This is a genomic window from Bacteroides sp. AM44-19, from assembly GCF_003603395.1.
Taxonomy (GTDB): Bacteria; Bacteroidota; Bacteroidia; order Bacteroidales; family Bacteroidaceae; genus Bacteroides; species Bacteroides uniformis.
In genome coordinates, this window is record NZ_QTNB01000001.1 from 285,885 (window position 1) to 303,399 (window position 17,515).

The 17,515-nt window shown below is 47.5% G+C and carries 16 protein-coding genes and 7 tRNA genes; 5 read left to right on the forward strand and 18 right to left on the reverse strand.

The window, feature by feature from the left end:
• The first annotated feature begins 91 nt into the window (after positions 1–91).
• Positions 92–511 carry a pyridoxamine 5'-phosphate oxidase family protein gene (locus DW947_RS01360; protein WP_117878183.1) on the forward strand — a complete coding sequence of 140 codons (420 nt, stop codon included), beginning with the start codon at positions 92–94 and terminating at the stop codon, positions 509–511.
• On the opposite strand, the gene DW947_RS01365 is transcribed toward DW947_RS01360, so the two are convergent.
• The 6 genes from DW947_RS01365 to DW947_RS01390 all read right to left on the reverse strand — a co-directional run bounded on the left by DW947_RS01365 (position 488) and on the right by DW947_RS01390 (position 5,476).
• Entirely contained in the window at positions 488–1,657 is a 1,170-nt protein-coding gene (locus DW947_RS01365; RefSeq protein ID WP_117962370.1) for a MalY/PatB family protein, read from the reverse strand. The genes DW947_RS01360 and DW947_RS01365 overlap by 24 nt on opposite strands.
• Positions 1,654–2,520: a DUF3737 family protein gene (locus DW947_RS01370; protein WP_117958655.1), complete on the reverse strand. Its 867-nt coding sequence runs from the start codon at positions 2,518–2,520 to the stop codon at positions 1,654–1,656. Before DW947_RS01370 ends, DW947_RS01365 begins: the two co-directional genes overlap by 4 nt.
• A gap of 16 nt (positions 2,521–2,536) precedes the next feature.
• Complete coding sequence (locus tag DW947_RS01375; protein ID WP_009038624.1) at positions 2,537–3,100, reverse strand: sugar O-acetyltransferase; 564 nt, start codon at positions 3,098–3,100, stop codon at positions 2,537–2,539.
• 195 nt (positions 3,101–3,295) lie between these two features.
• Positions 3,296–4,111, reverse strand: a complete 816-nt coding sequence (locus tag DW947_RS01380; protein ID WP_005836544.1) for a carboxymuconolactone decarboxylase family protein — start codon at positions 4,109–4,111, stop codon at positions 3,296–3,298.
• Positions 4,112–4,122: 11 nt separating this feature from the next.
• Complete coding sequence (locus tag DW947_RS01385; protein ID WP_057255998.1) at positions 4,123–5,118, reverse strand: flavin reductase; 996 nt, start codon at positions 5,116–5,118, stop codon at positions 4,123–4,125.
• A 284-nt stretch (positions 5,119–5,402) separates the two neighbouring features.
• Positions 5,403–5,476 (reverse strand) — tRNA-Asp (locus DW947_RS01390).
• A 165-nt stretch (positions 5,477–5,641) separates the two neighbouring features.
• Between DW947_RS01390 and DW947_RS01395 the strand changes: the two genes are divergently transcribed.
• Complete coding sequence (locus DW947_RS01395; RefSeq protein ID WP_057255999.1) at positions 5,642–6,958, forward strand: aminotransferase class I/II-fold pyridoxal phosphate-dependent enzyme; 1,317 nt, start codon at positions 5,642–5,644, stop codon at positions 6,956–6,958.
• Between the two features lie 28 nt (positions 6,959–6,986).
• Here the strand turns inward: DW947_RS01395 and DW947_RS01400 are convergent, their stop codons facing one another.
• Entirely contained in the window at positions 6,987–8,567 is a 1,581-nt protein-coding gene (locus DW947_RS01400; protein WP_057256001.1) for a SusD/RagB family nutrient-binding outer membrane lipoprotein, read from the reverse strand.
• A 20-nt stretch (positions 8,568–8,587) separates the two neighbouring features.
• On the reverse strand, positions 8,588–11,695 hold the full coding sequence (locus DW947_RS01405; RefSeq protein ID WP_057256003.1) for a SusC/RagA family TonB-linked outer membrane protein: 3,108 nt from the start codon (positions 11,693–11,695) through the stop codon (positions 8,588–8,590).
• A 125-nt stretch (positions 11,696–11,820) separates the two neighbouring features.
• Between DW947_RS01405 and DW947_RS01410 the strand changes: the two genes are divergently transcribed.
• Entirely contained in the window at positions 11,821–12,429 is a 609-nt protein-coding gene (locus tag DW947_RS01410; RefSeq protein ID WP_080707056.1) for a YqgE/AlgH family protein, read from the forward strand.
• Here DW947_RS01410 and DW947_RS01415 read toward each other — a convergent pair.
• Genes DW947_RS01415 through recR form a run of 3 tightly spaced genes read right to left on the reverse strand, consistent with a single transcriptional unit; the run spans position 12,422 to position 14,096 of the window.
• On the reverse strand, positions 12,422–12,958 hold the full coding sequence (locus tag DW947_RS01415) for a GNAT family N-acetyltransferase (protein WP_117963687.1): 537 nt from the start codon (positions 12,956–12,958) through the stop codon (positions 12,422–12,424). The two genes, DW947_RS01410 and DW947_RS01415, sit on opposite strands and share 8 nt — an antisense overlap.
• A 13-nt stretch (positions 12,959–12,971) precedes the next feature.
• Positions 12,972–13,430, reverse strand: coding sequence for a hypothetical protein (locus DW947_RS01420; RefSeq protein ID WP_016272662.1), 459 nt, complete (start codon positions 13,428–13,430; stop codon positions 12,972–12,974).
• A 48-nt stretch (positions 13,431–13,478) separates the two neighbouring features.
• Positions 13,479–14,096 carry a recombination mediator RecR gene (recR, locus tag DW947_RS01425; protein ID WP_035448317.1) on the reverse strand — a complete coding sequence of 206 codons (618 nt, stop codon included), beginning with the start codon at positions 14,094–14,096 and terminating at the stop codon, positions 13,479–13,481.
• 175 nt (positions 14,097–14,271) lie between these two features.
• Here recR and yihA point away from each other — a divergent pair, with 175 nt between their 5' ends.
• Together yihA and DW947_RS01435 are read left to right on the forward strand one after the other, a co-directional pair.
• On the forward strand, positions 14,272–14,880 hold the full coding sequence (yihA, locus tag DW947_RS01430) for a ribosome biogenesis GTP-binding protein YihA/YsxC (RefSeq protein ID WP_009036961.1): 609 nt from the start codon (positions 14,272–14,274) through the stop codon (positions 14,878–14,880).
• An 11-nt stretch (positions 14,881–14,891) separates the two neighbouring features.
• Positions 14,892–15,488, forward strand: a complete 597-nt coding sequence (locus DW947_RS01435; protein ID WP_087332535.1) for a DUF4923 family protein — start codon at positions 14,892–14,894, stop codon at positions 15,486–15,488.
• Positions 15,489–15,560: 72 nt separating this feature from the next.
• Here the strand turns inward: DW947_RS01435 and DW947_RS01440 are convergent.
• The 7 genes from DW947_RS01440 to nspC all read right to left on the reverse strand — a co-directional run bounded on the left by DW947_RS01440 (position 15,561) and on the right by nspC (position 17,428).
• Positions 15,561–15,633: transfer RNA gene (locus DW947_RS01440), tRNA-Gly, on the reverse strand.
• A 32-nt stretch (positions 15,634–15,665) separates the two neighbouring features.
• Positions 15,666–15,747: transfer RNA gene (locus DW947_RS01445), tRNA-Leu, on the reverse strand.
• Between the two features lie 27 nt (positions 15,748–15,774).
• Positions 15,775–15,847: transfer RNA gene (locus DW947_RS01450), tRNA-Gly, on the reverse strand.
• A gap of 14 nt (positions 15,848–15,861) precedes the next feature.
• Positions 15,862–15,945: transfer RNA gene (locus DW947_RS01455), tRNA-Leu, on the reverse strand.
• A gap of 40 nt (positions 15,946–15,985) precedes the next feature.
• Positions 15,986–16,070 (reverse strand) — tRNA-Leu (locus DW947_RS01460).
• A gap of 28 nt (positions 16,071–16,098) precedes the next feature.
• Positions 16,099–16,171: transfer RNA gene (locus tag DW947_RS01465), tRNA-Gly, on the reverse strand.
• Positions 16,172–16,282: 111 nt separating this feature from the next.
• Positions 16,283–17,428: a carboxynorspermidine decarboxylase gene (gene nspC / locus DW947_RS01475; RefSeq protein WP_016272665.1), complete on the reverse strand. Its 1,146-nt coding sequence runs from the start codon at positions 17,426–17,428 to the stop codon at positions 16,283–16,285.
• Between the last annotated feature and the right edge of the window lie 87 nt (positions 17,429–17,515).

The window sequence follows — 17,515 nt, forward strand, 5'->3', positions numbered from 1 at the left end:
AGTGACATATCCTCCTTCTTTTTTATTGTACAAAAGTTCCACTTACCGGCTATCTTTGCCCTTGAAACAATAACCCATAAAAAAACAAACAATGAGAAATGCAGAAAAAACAGTAGGAAACATGATTGACAAGGAAAAAAACATCTTTGTCGGTTCGATGGATGCCGAAGGCTTTCCCAACATCAAGGCCATGTTGCAAACCCGCAAAAGGGAAGGGATCAAACACATTTACCTATCAACGAACACCTCGTCGATGCGCGTTTCGCAATTTCTCAAAAATAACCGGGCATGCCTTTACGTCTGCAACACACGCTTCTTCAAGGGCGTAATGCTGCGCGGCACGATGGAGATACTGACGGACAGCACCAGTAAGGAAATGATATGGCAGGAAGGCGACACTATGTACTACCCCGAAGGAGTGACTGATCCCGATTATTGTGTCCTGAAGTTCACCGCCTTCGCCGGTAGGTATTACAGCGGATTTAAATCAGAAGACTTCACGATAGAATAAACGGGCCATCCGTTCCAGTCCATCAGCAAGCAGAGCCCGGGGGCAAGCGATATTCAGCCGGATAAAGCCCTCTCCACCGGGACCGTACATCGTACCGGAATTGACCATCAAGTGCTGTTGTTCTTGCAAACGCAAGGCGACAGCATCTGAGTTGATACCAGAGGCACTGCAGTCTATCCAAACCAAATAAGTTCCTTCGAGTGGCAGCACGGGATATTGTGGTAACCGTTCCTTGAAAAAGCGGCAGAGGTATTCGTAATTCCCCCGCAGATATTTCCGCAAGGCATCGAGCCATTCCCCACCTTCGTTATAAGCTGCCATTGTGGCGATTACGCCGAACGGATTGACGTCGCATACCTCGTTGATATTGATGGCTCTGTCAATACGGCGGCGCACCTCTTCATCGGCTGCGATGATATTGGCGATTTGCAACCCGGCAAGGTTGAACGCCTTGCTCGGCGAAACGCAAGTAACGGAATTTTGCAAAAAGCGTTCAGACAAGGAGGCAAAGGGTGTGTAGTCATATCCTTCGTAAGTCAGTTCACAATGAATCTCATCCGCCACGACAAACACCTCATTCCGTAAACAAATATCACCTATATGCTGCAGTTCTTCCGGAGTCCAGACCCGTCCGACCGGATTGTGAGGATTGCACAGCAGCAGGATTTTTGCTTTCGGATCGGAAGCTTTCCTTTCAAGATCGGCAAAGTCGATTACGTAGCGGCCATCCTGATAAATGAGATTATTGGCAAACAACTCGCATCCGTCATTACGGATAGATGAATAGAAACAATTATAGGCAGGAGTCTGAACGATGACTTTATCACCCGGCATGGCCAAGGCTTTGATAATGGCTGACAGAGCCGGCACGACACCACTCGTATAGATAATCCACCGGGAATCAACCTGCCAGCGATGCCGGTCATCGAACCACCGGACAACCGCATCATAATAGGCTTCGGGTACTTTTGTATAACCGAAAATACCGTGCGCCACCCGCTTTTGTAAGGCATCGATAATAGCGGGTGCTGTACGAAAATCCATATCCGCCACCCACATGGGCAGTACATTCTCCTCTTCGGGAATATCCCATTTATAAGAATTCGTCCCGCGACGCGAGATGATTGTATCGAAATCGTATTTCATAATTTATAAATCCAGTTACCATCCCAAAGCCTCAACTCACAATCGGCAGGCGCCTTTATATTTTCGTCGAGAATGATTTCCCCATAGCTTTCGGCAGTGATACAGCCTGTCCGTGGATTCTTCACCCCGCCTATTGTTCCTTTGATGGTTGCCTGCACCGAACTATATTCAAAAGCCCGGTCGCAGTCGGGACCAAAGGTGCAATTCTCCAGTACGAGGTCGTGGGCATAGCAGAGCGGTTGCTCACCGGTTATATGGCAATTCACCAACCGGAGATTGTGCGAATGCCAGCCGAGATATTCGCCGCTGAGTTCAGAATCGTAGATTGTCACATTCTCCACCTCCCAGAAGGCATCCTTCGTAGTGATTTTGGCATTGCGCAACTCCACATTCTTCACATACTGGAAAACGTACTTGCTGTCGCTTTCCAATCCGTCTATGCGGATGTCGCTGCTGAACATGAACGGATAAGTTCCTCCATGCAGTTTCAGATTTTTGATATTCAGTTTTTTACAACGCCAGAACACCTCATCGGCATCGTTTATCTCTACATTCTCTATTTCGATGTCGTGCATCTCGCGAAACATTTTGGGTGCATCGATACGCGTATCAGTCATTTTCAGATGGTCGGAATACCACAGTGCCGAACGCCCGCCGACATCGAAAAAACAACGGTCGATAACAAATCCGTGAACATGCCAGAAGGGATAATTTCCTTCGAACCGACAATCAACAGCTTCGATGTTGCTGCATTCCTTGATGGCTGATTCTCCAGCACGGATAACTACATTCTCCATACGTAAGTCATGCGATTCGAACAAAGGTCTTTCTCCGCCAAATGCTGTATTTGATATTATTTTCATCTTGTTTTCAATTTTATTATTCTATTCTCTTTATCAATTTTGCGGGGACACCACCTACTATTGTATTTGCTTCCACATCTTTCGTCACGACCGCTCCAGCTCCCACCACAGCATTGTCACCAATTGTCACTCCTTGAAGAATCGTTGAATTAGAACCTACCCAGACATTCTTGCCTAGTACAATTGGTGCCGGATAGGTAGTTTGGCGTTCAGCCGGAGGCAAACCATGATTGAGCGTTGCAAAGACTACATTATGCCCAATTTGGCATCCGTCGCCGATTATCACACCACCATGGTCTTGAAAATGACAGCAGGCATTAATAAATACGCCTTCGCCCACTGTTATATTCTTCCCGAAATCGGCATAAAACGGCGGAAATACTCGGAACGATGACGGAACTTGATAACCGAACAATTCGGATAGCAACTCACGTACTTCGTCCGGCGTATAGTATGCGGTGTTCAGCCGGAAAGTGATACGCCTGGCTTCACTGCTCATTTCGTCCATAAAACGGTGTATCTCCTCCGTATTAAGCGCTTGACGCGTCTTTACATATTCTTTGAATTCGTTCGTAGTCATAGTTTCTCCTATTTAATTTTTATTACCAAATTAATGATAATGCAAAAATAGGCGGTATCCGTCATATGCCGTGTAGATAAATCCCCGGTATCTATACCCAAATTACGGATTATGCTGTCCCCTCCAGCTACTAAATCATAGCTCCATAAAACAAAAACTCCCGTAATCGCTTGAATTACGGGAGTGTGGGTGGTGTTATTTAAGTTTATCGTATTCTTCATCCGTCACCGGCTCTAGCCATTCATTAGAAGTATCCTCACCGGGAACTTCGAAAGCAAGATGGGCAAACCAACCATCAGAAGCAGCACCGTGCCAATGCTTCACATTTGCAGGGATATGGATAACCGTACCGGGTAGAATCTCTACTGCCGGCTTGCCTTCTTCTTGATACCACCCACGACCGGCAACACCGATAAGCATCTGTCCACCGCCTTTAGTAGCACGGTGTATGTGCCAGTTATTGCGGCAACGAGGCTCGAAAGTGACGTTAGAGACGGAAACCTGCTCACGTGAAACGGGAGCAAGATAGCTGTTACCTATGAAGTACTGTGCGTATGCTGTGTTCGGTTCTCCAATGGGGAAAATCATTTCACGCTGGAACGCGGCTTTGGTATCTTCACCGGCGGTGTCCTCTGCCCATACGCCTTTGGCCAGATTAAACGCTGCCCACGCTTTGGGCCAACCGGCATAGAATCCGATATGGGTGATGATTTCAGCAATCTCCGTACGGGTGATGCCGTTCTTTTTTGCCGACTGAAGGTGGAACACGAGCGAATTATCCGTGATTCCTTGACTGATAAGAGAAGTTATAGTTACCAAACTACGGTCACGCAGACCGAGTTTGTCGGTGCGGCTCCAGACCTCGCCAAAGAGGACATTGTCGTTTAGTTCCGCAAATTTAGGAGCAAACTCACCCAACTGGGTGCGTCCTGCTGTCTGTACTATCTTTTCTTGTGCCATAACATTGAGTGTTAAAATGCTGAATACTGAAATTAAAAAAATCTTGTTCATAGTCGTTCTATTTATTGCATGAAGTTATTGAGCTTGTTAGCCGGATTAAGTGGCGTCTGGTCAGACAAGACCAATGATTTGACCATGTGCAACGTTCCTTGCTTGTATTTCTGAAAGTGTTCTGATGCAATATGTTTTTCATAAGCCGCATGGCTCGCATAGGTTTCGAGAATAGTCACCTTACAGGGATTCTCCTTCTCGCCGACCGCATACATAGTCAGTACGCCCGATTCGGTACGCAGAGAGATTTCGCCTACTTCGGTTGCGTATTTCATATACTCGTCGAGATACTGCGGATAAACCTCGATTTTCGACAACCGCACGATACCGTCAGCACTCATCGGCTCTTTGGCGCACATACCCGGCTGCTTATCCAGATTCAGGCATTTGCCGATAATCTCTCCCGTGGCAAGGTAGGAATAGGTCGGAAATTCAAACAATACGGGTTTCAGCTTCGTATAGTCAAGTTTCCCGTTATTATCAAGCACTTCAGGAGCAGCGTATGTATTGACTATCGCACAAATGAAATTGTCGAAACCTTCAGTTTCATAGATGTCTACCACCTCACACTCCATGGTGAGGGGTGATGCGTCTATAACGGGGGTACTGTTTTCGCCAATATGGTAGGCAAACACCTCCGACTTATCGACCGTCGCACCGCTTACACTTCCCACATAGTCAGCTTTCGGCAATATTTCACGACTCACTAGATTGACGGAAAGTCGTTTTGAGTCCTTTATCCCTTGATTAGTGTAATGGCTTTTACTCATGCTGATGAGTATCCGGTCATGTCCAATAACACCCGTATGCCCTACCACTAGCCAGTTTACTTTCCCTTCAACCTCCGCCCCAACAACCGTCATCGGCTTGGGATAGAGCGCCAACAGATTTCCGAGATTTTTCTTGTTCGTTTCCATTATATTGGGTTGAACGGTGTTCTCCTTTACGGGAATACTGCACGACATTATGACAAGCAGTGACAGAACTCCTAAAATTGTTTTTGTCATACGTTATATTACTCTATTTTTCTTGCTAAACTTCTGATGACAAAGGTACCGCGATAGCACAAGCGAAGGTGTATATGATTTACGGATATTTGTACCCGAATTCCCGATTATACCGCAAGAAAGTTCAAGTTCATCAGATGAGTATAGTAAGACTGGCAGAAATCCCACGAATAATCCCACGCATGATTTGTTTTTAATCGTTATTCTCTGCCGATATAGAAAACAAAAAAAGCTCTGAAATCCTTGAATTTCAGAGCTTTGCTTTAATTTATTATTTACTTTCGCGGTGCGTACGGGACTCGAACCCGTGACCCCATGCGTGACAGGCATGTATTCTAACCAACTGAACTAACGCACCATTATTTCATTCTTTCGTTGCTATCTCTCTCGATTGCGGTTGCAAAGGTAGACAAAATTCTTATATCTGCAATAGCTTGAAAGAAAAAAAATCATCTTTTTTTTAACATAGCTTGATTATAAGAGATTTATGTTACCTTTGCAAAACTAAATTAATATTGAAATCATGAGAAATACTCCTATTGAACGTAAGTTGATAGATGAAACTATCGCAGATTTTCATATCACAGACTTTGCCAAAGCAACCATCCGTGAAGTAAAAGCCATTGCAGCCAATGCCGAAGCGGCATCGGGTGTGGAATTCATAAAAATGGAAATGGGTGTACCCGGACTCCCCCCCTCAGCCGTCGGCGTAAAGGCCGAGGTGGAGGCATTGCAGAATGGTATTGCCAGCCTCTACCCGGACATTAACGGACTTCCCGCCTTGAAAGAGGAAGCAGCACGTTTTATCAAAGCCTTTATCAATGTAGATGTAGCCCCCGAAGGTTGTGTACCAGTTACCGGCTCCATGCAAGGAACTTTCGCTTCATTCCTCACATGTAGCCAGTGCGATGAGAAAAAGGATACCATTCTCTTCATCGATCCCGGTTTCCCGGTACAGAAGCAGCAGCTGGTCGTGATGGGACAGAAATATGAAACCTTTGACGTATATGACTACCGTGGCGACAAGTTGAAAGCGAAGCTGGAAAGTTACCTCAGCAAAGGCAATATCTCTGCCATCGTCTATTCCAATCCCAACAACCCCAGCTGGATTTGCCTGAAAGAAGAAGAGTTGCGCATCATCGGCGAACTGGCAACCCAATATGACGTCATTGTGTTGGAAGACCTCGCCTACTTTGCCATGGACTTCCGCCAAGACTTGAGCAAACCGTTCCAAGCGCCTTACCAACCTTCTGTGGCACACTATACGGACTATTACGTGCTGCTCATTTCCGGTTCCAAAGCTTTCAGCTATGCCGGTCAACGTATCGGTGTCAGCTGCATTTCGGACAAACTGTATCACCGGGCCTATCCCGGGCTGACACAACGCTACGGCGGCGGCACCTTCGGCACAGTATTCATCCACCGCGTACTCTATGCGCTCTCCTCCGGCACCAGCCACTCTGCGCAGTATGCTCTTGCCGCCATGCTTAAAGCAGCCAATGAAGGTCAATACAACTTCCTTGATGAAGTGAAAGTATACGGTGAGCGTGCCCGCCGCCTGAAAGAAATCTTCTTGCGCCACGGTTTCCACTTGGTATACGACAATGATTTGGGTGATCCCGTTGCCGACGGTTTCTATTTCACCATCGGTTATCCGGGCATGAGTAGCGGAGAACTTGCGCGGGAACTAATGTACTACGGTGTAAGCGCCATTTCGCTGGTGACCACCGGAAGCCATCAAGAAGGATTGCGTGCCTGCACTTCCTTTATCCAAGACCATCAGTACGACCAGTTGGACGAACGTATGGCAATTTTTGCCGAGAATCACCCCATCCAATAAAAAATATCCCTATATAAATAAGGTATCTCTACCAGTTGATGCCGGTATCCCACCACAATCGGGTACCGGCATTGTCATCCCCACCCAGTGCCTCTACCAAAGCGGCATACTGCTCGGCATTCTCCGTCTTCAGTCCGCCGGGAAAGTTCAGACGGCGAATCATTGTCTCAGTATCTATGCACCCGTCTTTACTGTGATTAAAGCGTACGGGGAATAGCCGGGGATACCCCGTCCGGCGCTGTTCAGCCCAAGCCTCACACCCTTCGGGAAACATGGCAATCCATTTTTGGGTAATAATCTTCTCCAGTTTCGTATCCCTATCCGCTGACTCCAGCCAGCGTGGCGAAACTTGGCAACGGGCAGTAATATCATTCTCCATATCGTAGGTATCCACAAAATCGGCAGGCAACAAGTCGCTCTCCAGATAAGCGTCGGACTGCAAGATGCCATACTGACGGAAAGAAGCCATTACCCCTTCTTCATAGCAGGTTTTCGCCGACTCATCGGTCCATCCCCGTAGGGCAGCCTCGGCACGCAGGAACCAGACTTCTGCTGCCGGCATCAACACTGCATCAGTCTGCTGGGTGACTTTCAATTTTGAGAGTGTATTATAATAGTTATGTGCAAAGCATGTACCCTGACGAATGCCGCGATACTCGCCTGCAAACTGTTCATTCTGGCAAGTGGCAAAATAGATTTCACGACGGGGATCTTCATATCCGTTCAGTATGGACTCCATCGGCGCTCCCATATAAGCTTCATTCCAAACAAGGTTTATCTCGCCCAACGGATTGGTATATCCACTCGCCGTGGAAACCGCCACCGACTCGTCCGCCTCCCGAATGACTCCGTATTCATTATCCATCGCTTTACGGAATTCCGTTTTTGCCTTCTCCGGACTGGCTACCGCAATGCGCATGGCAAGCCGCATCCTCAACGAGTTGGCAAACTTTATCCAAGAGTCATAATCACCGTCCAACAACATATCGAAACGCGCAAACTCCGAAGCTCCCGGATGCTCGACAATATAATCGGAAAGTACAGCTACAGCCGTATCAAGTTCACAGAAAAATGCATTATAGACCTCTTTCTGCGTGTCGGGCATATAACGGGCTTCGAGATCGGCAAAATGACTATACACAATAGGGCCGTAATAGTCCGTGACACGGTGCATCACTTCCACCTTCAGTATCTTGGTAATGCCGAAAAAGGCAGGCATGCGATCACGTGTGGCATTCTCCGACTGATATATCTGCGGGAAAACATACTCATAGGTATGTCCCCACATGGCGCTGTTCCATCCATCCTGCAAGTTGTAGTCCGAATTGTGCGAACCTCCATTCAGAGGCTTGGCATCGTGCATGTAACCGCTGAACATGTCGGCATTCAAATTCTGGGTCAATTGAAAAGGCCAGTTCTTCCCCTTTCCGTAGTCGTAATTGAAATAGATGCCTTGCTGGATGATTCCAAGACGGATGCCATGTTCGTTATAGTCGGCCTGCAAGTCCTCGTCCGTCACGCCGGACTTGTCCGTATTGATTTCCTTAAAGTCTCCCGTACAAGCCAGAAACACGAAAACCATGCCAATCAGTACTATAATCCTCTTCATATCAAGTCTCCCTCCCCCTCTTAAAATTCACACTTCAAAGAAAATCCCCAACTACGCGTGGTAGGCATACCGTAGACTTCAATTCCCTGGTTATCGTTGCCCGTAGAGAGTACCAGGTCAGGGTCGAAAGGCGCCTTTTTGTAGAAGAAGAACAAGTTGCGTCCCGAAAAGGACAGTTGTGCCCGCTTGAGGACTTTGGTCTTTTCCATCCAGGCAGCAGGCAGTTGGTAGCCCACGGACAGCTCACGCAGCCTGATGTTCGTGGCATCATACATATAATATTCCGTCACCCCGGCCCGTCCGCCTACAACATTCTTATAAAATCCTTTCACATTATCTATCCGGTTACCTTCAAGCATTACATAACCTTTGTCCCTGGCCCGGGCCGTGACTTCAGAAACGCCATACATATCCATATCCGCCTGCGTCTGGGACAAAATATCGCCTCCAAAGCGACAATCCACCAGAAAATAGAAAGAAAAATTCTTGTAAGACAGCATATGATTCCAGCCCAGCATCAGTTTTGGATTGGCATTGCCCACTTTCACCGTATTGCCATCACCTTCCACCAAAGGCATGCCGGTATTGTCTCCTTCCGTGCCGTAAACGATATTGCCCGCATCGTCACGTACAAAAGCTTTTCCGTAGATGTCACCGATAGAGCCCCCTTTCACCAATTTCATGGCATAACTGGACGAGAAGCTGGTAGGACCGTAAAGAAACTCCTTCAGCGCTTCGTGCAGTGAAATTATCTTGTTGCGGTTGGTGGAGAAGTTCACCTCTGTTTTCCACTTGAAATGGTTTGTCAGCAAAGGAACGGCATCCAATGAAATCTCCCACCCCACATTCTGTATATCACCCGCATTGACATAACGGTAGGCATATTTATCGCCCGACAGAGTAGGAAGCTTGAAGAACTGGTTCCGGGTATTCGTCTTATAGAAAGTGGCATTCAAACCAATGCGGTTCTTTAAAAAACGCGCTTCTATACCCACCTCAAAGGAGTGCGTCATCTCCGGTTCCATATCCTTGAACGGCGCGGCATCACTTGCCAGGAACTCTCCGCCCGCCGTGATATGCGAGGAAGGATTTGTGATGAACATGGGAATATCATTGCCCACCATGCTGTATGCCCCCCTTATCTTTGCCAGTGACACCCATTGGGGTAAAGTCATCAGCTTATTGAATATCAGCGAAAATCCCACGGAGGGATAGAAGAACCCGCTTTTCTCATGAGATGTATAAGCCAGCGTGGAAGACCAGTCATTACGGGCCGACAAATCAAGATAGACAAACTCGTTGTAGCCCAGTTGTGCCGTCGCAAACAAGGACTGCAATTGGCGCCGCGCATCAATCTTCTGGTCCAGCCCGGCAGAACCATTCATGATGATATTGGCCAGATTGAACACATTGGCATATTTCAGCGAAGCTGTTTTAGAGTCATAGCGGGTGGAGTTCACAGTCTTGTCATTGATACTGACACCGAGCGCCGCGTTGAGAGAGAATGCATCCCACTGCTTTTTCATCATCAGTATGGCGTCTCCGTAATATTGGGTTTCCTGATAGTCCATCTCGATATAACGCCCATTGGCTCCCGCCAACGCCGGAGCGGTAGAGGCATAGAACTGCTGGCGCACCTTGTCGTTAATATAGTCTACATTGCCACGGGCCTGCAGGCTTAACCAATCGTTTATCTTCAGATTGGCGGATAAGGAGACTATGACATGCATGCGGTTCTCCTTGCTCAATATGCGATTGGTAATCCAGTAGGGATTCTGCTCAAAATCCTCGTAGGAGGTATGCCAATTCTGTATGTTCAAGTTTCTACCCTCATCATAAACCTCGAAGTTCTCCTTATAATAAGCAATATCCTCACCCCGTGGAAAACGGTAGAGCCCCACCAAAGGATTCATGTAGAAACCACCCACGGTAGGCTTGTTCTTCACCACCTGGCGCATCAGGTTCATACTGCCATCTAACTTCAGACGGGAATTCAATAGAACGGAAGTCTCTCTGAAAGTGAGGTTGTGCTTCGAAAGGTTATGTTTCCCAATGATGCCATGCCCCGTAGTATTAGCATAGGAGAAATAGTTCTGCAACTTCTCATTGCCGTGACTCAAGGAGATGGAAGTTATGGAGGTGACACCAGTAGAGAAGAAGTCTCTCAGATTATCGTATTCGGGAAGGTTTGCCCGTTCTCCCCAACTGTCCACACCGTCACTTACTCCATAGCGGTTCTGCATCTTGGGTAGCGCAAAAGCATTGTCGAACATTAGGCTCGTCGAGAAAGAAACACTGCGCTGCCCGTGCGACTGCCCCTTCTTTGTAGTAATCAGTATCACCCCATTGGCAGCCTGGCTACCATACAAAGCTGCCGCGGGAGCTCCTTTCAGGATACTGATACTCTCTATATCTTCAGGATTCAGATTGGAAATGCCGTCTCCTCCGTCACGGTTGCCGGCATTGGCCGTTCCGCCTATGGCAGAGTATGCTTGCTCGGAAGTGGAGTTCAGAATGGGAACACCGTCTATCACATACAGCGGTTGGTTGTCACTCGCCACCGAACGGATTCCACGGATACTGACTTTGGCTGAGGCTCCCAGACCGGAAGAAACCTGATTGACACGCACACCTGCCGACTTACCGGTCAACGAAGTAATTAAGTTGGGCATTTTTACTCGCGTCAACTCCTCGTTTTTTATTAAATCTGTGGCGTAAGAAAGAGAATTTTCTTTCTTTTCGATACCCAAAGCGGTAACAATAACGTTATCCAGCTCTATCATATCTTCTCTTAGTGTGATATGAAAGGTCGAATGTCCTTCCACCTCAATATCCTGGGACATGTAGCCGATAAACGAAACACGAAGCACTGCATTATCGGCAACCACCAGAGTGAATTTTCCTTCCGAATCCGCTATCGCACCATTGGCAGTTTCTTTCTCTTGAATAGTGGCACCGGCCAACGGAAACCCGCTTTCATCCAGCACACGGCCACTTATCGTCACTTTAGAAAGCTGTATTTCAGAATGTCCCGGACGCTGCATACGCTCCATAAAATCCTCCGGGCAATCCGTCCATCCTATAGAAAACAGCCCTAAAATTAACGTATATAATGTAGTATATTTCATTGCATTAAATTGCCAATTACTTGCAAACTTAAGTATTTTCTCCGAATAAAAAAAGCCATAAAATCTGAGAAAAGAAACTTTTAAAATGAAAAACAGCGAAGAACTTTGGTTTATTGTGGAATATTATGTATATTAGGGGCATGTATAGCAATATAAATCTATTCAAGATAGAAACAAACCATGTGGTTCCTGCCCGGGGAAAGGTCTTGATTTCCGAACCCTTTTTGTGTGACCATATGTTTGGACGATCCGTCATTCTACTGGTGGACCATACACATGACGGCACAATGGGACTGGTTCTGAACAAACCGCTCCCCCTATTCTTGAATGATGTGCTGAAAGACTTCGACTGCCCGGAAAGTATACCTATCTATAAAGGAGGACCACTCAGCACAGATACATTGTTCTATCTGCACACGCTCGAGGGTATTACCGGAGCGCTGTCCATCGGCAAAGGCTTCTACCTGAACGGTGACTTTGAAGCCATTAAAAACTACATCATGCAGGGAAATCCCGTTAAAGGCAGAATCAGATTTTTTTTGGGATACTCCGGCTGGGAGTACGAACAGCTGGGCCGGGAAATTGAAGAAAACACCTGGCTGGTAGGCAAAGAAAACATCAGTTCGCTAATGGACGAGGCGGCCAGCGGCACACTCTGGAAGAAGGCATTGTGCAAGCTGGGAGCAAAATATGAAATATGGTCGCGCTTCCCCCAGATTCCAACATTCAATTAGTGCTGCGGAGAAGTTGCAACAGTACAACATCCTTATAGCACCCTCCTACGCGCCACCACTCCCTCAAAAGCCCACAACGCACAAAACCGCAGGATTCAAAAAGGCAGATACTTGCCTCATTATCCACCGAGATATGGACTATCAACTGTTTCAGATATAGGAAACTGAAAACATAGTCGCACAGCAAACGCAGCGCTTCCTTGGCATAACCATTGCCCTGATACTCCTTCCGTATGGCAATACCCACCTCTCCCCGGGCATGCATGGGAGAAAACTCTGTAATATCGATGGTACCTATCACCACATCATCCTCTGCACGTACAATCATCATACGCAGCTGGCGGTCGGCAAACATATCGCACTCGGAATTCTCAATATATTGTTTCAAGACAAATCTGGAATAGGGCACGGTGAAGTTCGTCACATCCCAAGTCTGGGAATCATTCTCCATAGCATACATCACTTCCAGATCTTCCGGCTCCATAGCACGGAGACGCACCCTTTCACTGCAGAAATAAGATTTATTCATATCTTCCAGTCGGTTACATTTCTTCTTCTTTATTGATATGCAGTTCTTTACGCAGGCGTCCCTCACCCGGTAGGCAGAACAGAGAAGCCGTCAGTCCTATCAGTGCACACAGTGCACCCGTACTGCTCAACATGATATAATAGGTGAAAAAGCCTGCAAGCACCGGTATGGCAAGCAATGCCAGCCGCACGCCACTCCACAGCGCATAGAGGCGGAGGGCTTCGGGAAGCGTCACTACATCTATTTTCCGGATTAATACCCATGAAAAGAGTTTCAAGGCTATGGGTACGCAAGAGGCAGCCAGCAGAATGGTTACCGTCTCAGCCATATAGGTGACACGTACATCTCCGGCATACATACCTACCCATCCGCCTCCGGTTTCTCCAAGTAGAACGAGCAGGATGGGAAGCATCCAGAAATAGGCAAAAGTTGTTCGGACACGCGCTGCGGTCTTCTTTATTTGTTCTTCCATTTAGTAAATTGATAGTGGATAATGAATAATTGATAATGGCCCAAACAATCAGGCAGTTCCGGAAAATGGAGTGCGGTTCACAATACTGCGTCCCAGAGTCACTTCATCCGTATACTCCAATTCGTCGCCGATGGAAATGCCACGGGCTATGACAGAGAGCTTCACGCCCAGTTTTTCCAGCTTGCGGTAGATATAAAAGTTGGTGGTATCTCCCTCCATCGTCGTGCTCAGCGCAAGAATCACTTCATTGATGCCGCCGGCGGCTACCCGCTGCACAAGGCTTTCTATCTGCAAGTCTCCGGGGCCAATGCCATCCATCGGCGAGATGACACCTCCCAGCACGTGATACAAACCACGGAACTGTTGTGTGGCTTCCACAGCCATCACATCGCGGATGTTCTCTACCACACAAACCACAGAAGCGTCCCGTTGCGGACTGGAACAGATGCGGCACGTCTCCGTATCTGATATATTATGGCATACCTTGCAATATTTCACTTCATGCTTCAGCGTCACGATGGCATTGCCGAACGCTTCCACCACTGCCGTATCCTGGCGGAGCAGGTGAAGAACCAGCCTCATAGCCGTCTTGCGTCCCACTCCGGGCAACTTGGCAAACTCATTTACCGCCTTCTCCAATAATGTAGAGGGAAACTGTCCATTCATACTTAAAATTCTCCTATTGGCCACAAAGATAGTGCAAACCGAATGCAGAATAAAATGAACTCGTTCATTTTTTATGCTGAGGTGCAGCCTATCTTCGCTTTCTGGGCAAAGATAGTGCAAACTTATGAAATTAGTGCTACCTTTGCCACACGTAAAACCCCAAAAAGGCAACAAAATGGATATTACAAACGCTGAATTCGTCATCAGTAACACAGACGTGCGGAAATGCCCCGCAGGCACATTTCCCGAATATGCTTTCATCGGACGCTCCAACGTAGGAAAATCCAGTCTCATCAATATGCTGACCGGGAGAAAAGGGCTTGCCATGACCTCTGCCACACCGGGAAAGACCATGCTCATCAACCATTTCCTCATCAACAAGAGCTGGTACATTGTAGACCTTCCGGGATACGGCTATGCCAAACGGGGACAGAAAGGGCAGGAACAAATCAAACGTATTATAGAAAGTTATATACTGCAACGCGAACAGATGACTTGTTTGTTTGTTCTTATAGATAGCCGGCTGGCTCCCCAAGCCATCGACCTCGAGTTTACGGAATGGCTGGGCGAGAACGGCGTACCCTTTGCCATCGTCTTCACAAAGGCCGACAAACTGAAAGGCGGCAGACTGAACACCCACATCAACGAATACCTGGAACAGTTGAAGGAACAGTGGGAAGAGCTGCCTCCCTACTTCATCACCTCTTCTGAAAACCGCATGGGACGGAAAGAGCTGCTGGACTATATCGAAAGTATCAACAAAAGCCTGAATAGCAAACAATAGACATAAGTAAAATGAAAAGATTAGTTTTTTGGCAACTGTTTGTTGCCGCACTACTGCTGACCGGCAATAGTCATGCACAATCCATCAAGGATTTGTTCAACAAAGAAAATATAGAGAAGGCGGTAAATGCCGTGACCGGCAAGTCAACAGCGGATATGACCGGCACTTGGTCGTATACCGGCTCCGCCATTGAATTCGAATCGGACAACCTGCTGCAGAAAGCCGGCGGTGCCGTTGCCGCCACAGCCGCAGAAAAGAAACTGGACGAACAGCTTGCCAAAGTAGGCATCAAAGCCGGGCAAATGTCATTCACATTCAACGCCGACAGCACATTCAGCGCCAAAGTAGGGCAAAAGAGCATGAAGGGAAGCTACTCCTACGATGCATCCACCCAAAAGGTCAACTTGAAATTCGCCAAGCTGATAGGTATGAATGCCAAGGTCAACGCTACCTCCACAACTATGGACCTGCTGTTCGAATCGGACAAGCTACTGAAACTGATAACCTTCCTCTCCAGCAAAAGCAGCAACTCCACTCTGAAGAGTATCGGCTCGCTGGCCAACAGCTACGACGGAATGATGCTCGGATTCTCATTACAGAAACTGTAACAACAACTTCCATACAACAAAAAAATCCCGCAAGCACCGAACAATGCTTGCGGGATTTTTTTATCTGAAAAGAGCGGAAAACGAGACTCGAACTCGCGACCCTAACCTTGGCAAGGTTATGCTCTACCAACTGAGCTATTTCCGCATTGGATGACTCTCCTTTTTTGAGGAGTAAAGTGCCCAGAACAGGACTCGAACCTGCATGCCTCTCGACACACGCACCTGAAACGTGCGCGTCTACCAATTCCGCCACCTGGGCATAAGTCATCTTCAATACATCTGAAAGAGCGGAAAACGAGACTCGAACTCGCGACCCTAACCTTGGCAAGGTTATGCTCTACCAACTGAGCTATTTCCGCAATGTATAAAAGCGTGAAGAGAAGGAGACTCGAACTCCCACGACATAATTGTCACTACCCCCTCAAAGTAGCGCGTCTACCAATTCCGCCACCTCTCCAACTTACTTTCAACAATTCAAAGAACCGACTGCTTTACCTTGGTGCCCAGAACAGGACTCGAACCTGCATGCCTCTCGACACACGCACCTGAAACGTGCGCGTCTACCAATTCCGCCACCTGGGCATAGGTAATTGCAATCTAAACTGCGTTGAGCGGAAAACGAGACTCGAACTCGCGACCCTAACCTTGGCAAGGTTATGCTCTACCAACTGAGCTATTTCCGCGATTGCGGATGCAAAGGTAGATATTTTCCTTAAACCTGCAAACATTCCGCAGACTTTTTTCACACAGAAAAGTGTACATTTTCGCCAGGCATACAAGCAGACTTTTGATTATCAACTCATTCGCCCACGATAATCTTCATAAGAAAATTGCTTGAAAACTTCAGCTTTTCCTTCTTTTGTCCACATTGCAATGGCCGGATGGTGAATTCCATTGAACATATTCGTCTTTACAGTGGTGTAATGTATCATGTCCTCAAAGACGATTCTCTCCCCTATCTGCAGCTCATGGTCGAAACTCCACAGTCCCATATAGTCGCCGCTCAAGCAGGAGTTTCCTCCAAGGCGATAGACGTAAGGGCCCGCATCGCCCATCTCCGCTCCACGCACTGCAGGCTGATAGGGCATCTCCAGGCAATCCGGCATGTGGCACGTAAAGCTAACGTTGAGAATGGCGGTACGAATGCCGCGGTTTTCCACGATGTCCACTATCTCCGAGCTCAGCACACCGGTCTGCCAAGTAAAAGCGGAACCGGGCTCAAGAATGATTTGAAGATGTGGATAGCGCCCCTTCAAGCCCTGCAACAGACGGACAAGATGCTCTACATCATAATCCTTACGCGTCATCAGATGCCCGCCTCCTAAATTCAACCACTTAATCTGTGAGAACCAGCGGGAGAATTTTCCTTCCAAGTGCTCCAATGTGTGTTCCAGCTCGTAGGAAGAAGACTCGCAGTGACAATGACAGTGAAAACCTTCAATACCCGCCGGAAGTTCTTCGGGAAGCTGGTCGGCCATTACACCGAAGCGGGTACCGGGTGCGCAGGGATTATAAAGCTCCGTTTCCACCTCAGAGTATTCAGGATTGATACGGATACCGCAGGAAATGCCGCTTCCCTCCGCCACCACTACCGGATAAAAGCGGTGGAACTGCGAAAGCGAATTGAAAGTAATATGGCTGCTGCACCGCATTATCTCCGGAAAATCGGCCTCGGTATAGGCAGGCGAGTACGTATGTGCCTTACTTCCGAACTCCTCCAATGCCAGACGGGCTTCGTAGACAGAACTTGCCGTAGAGTGGTCTATATACTCCCTGAAAATGGGAAAGGAACGCCACATGGCAAATGATTTGAAAGCGAGGATTATCTCCACACCTGCGCGGTCGGCCACACTTTTTATCAGTACGAGGTTCTTTCTCAGCAATCCTTCTTCCATAATATAGCAGGGAGAAGGGAAAAGGGAAAAGTCTTTATTTGTCATTTTATATATATTTTTTTTACCATTTATGATTCCATCCTAATAAACACGCCACAAGGGGTTGACAAGCCCTCTCCAACGATTTAGTAA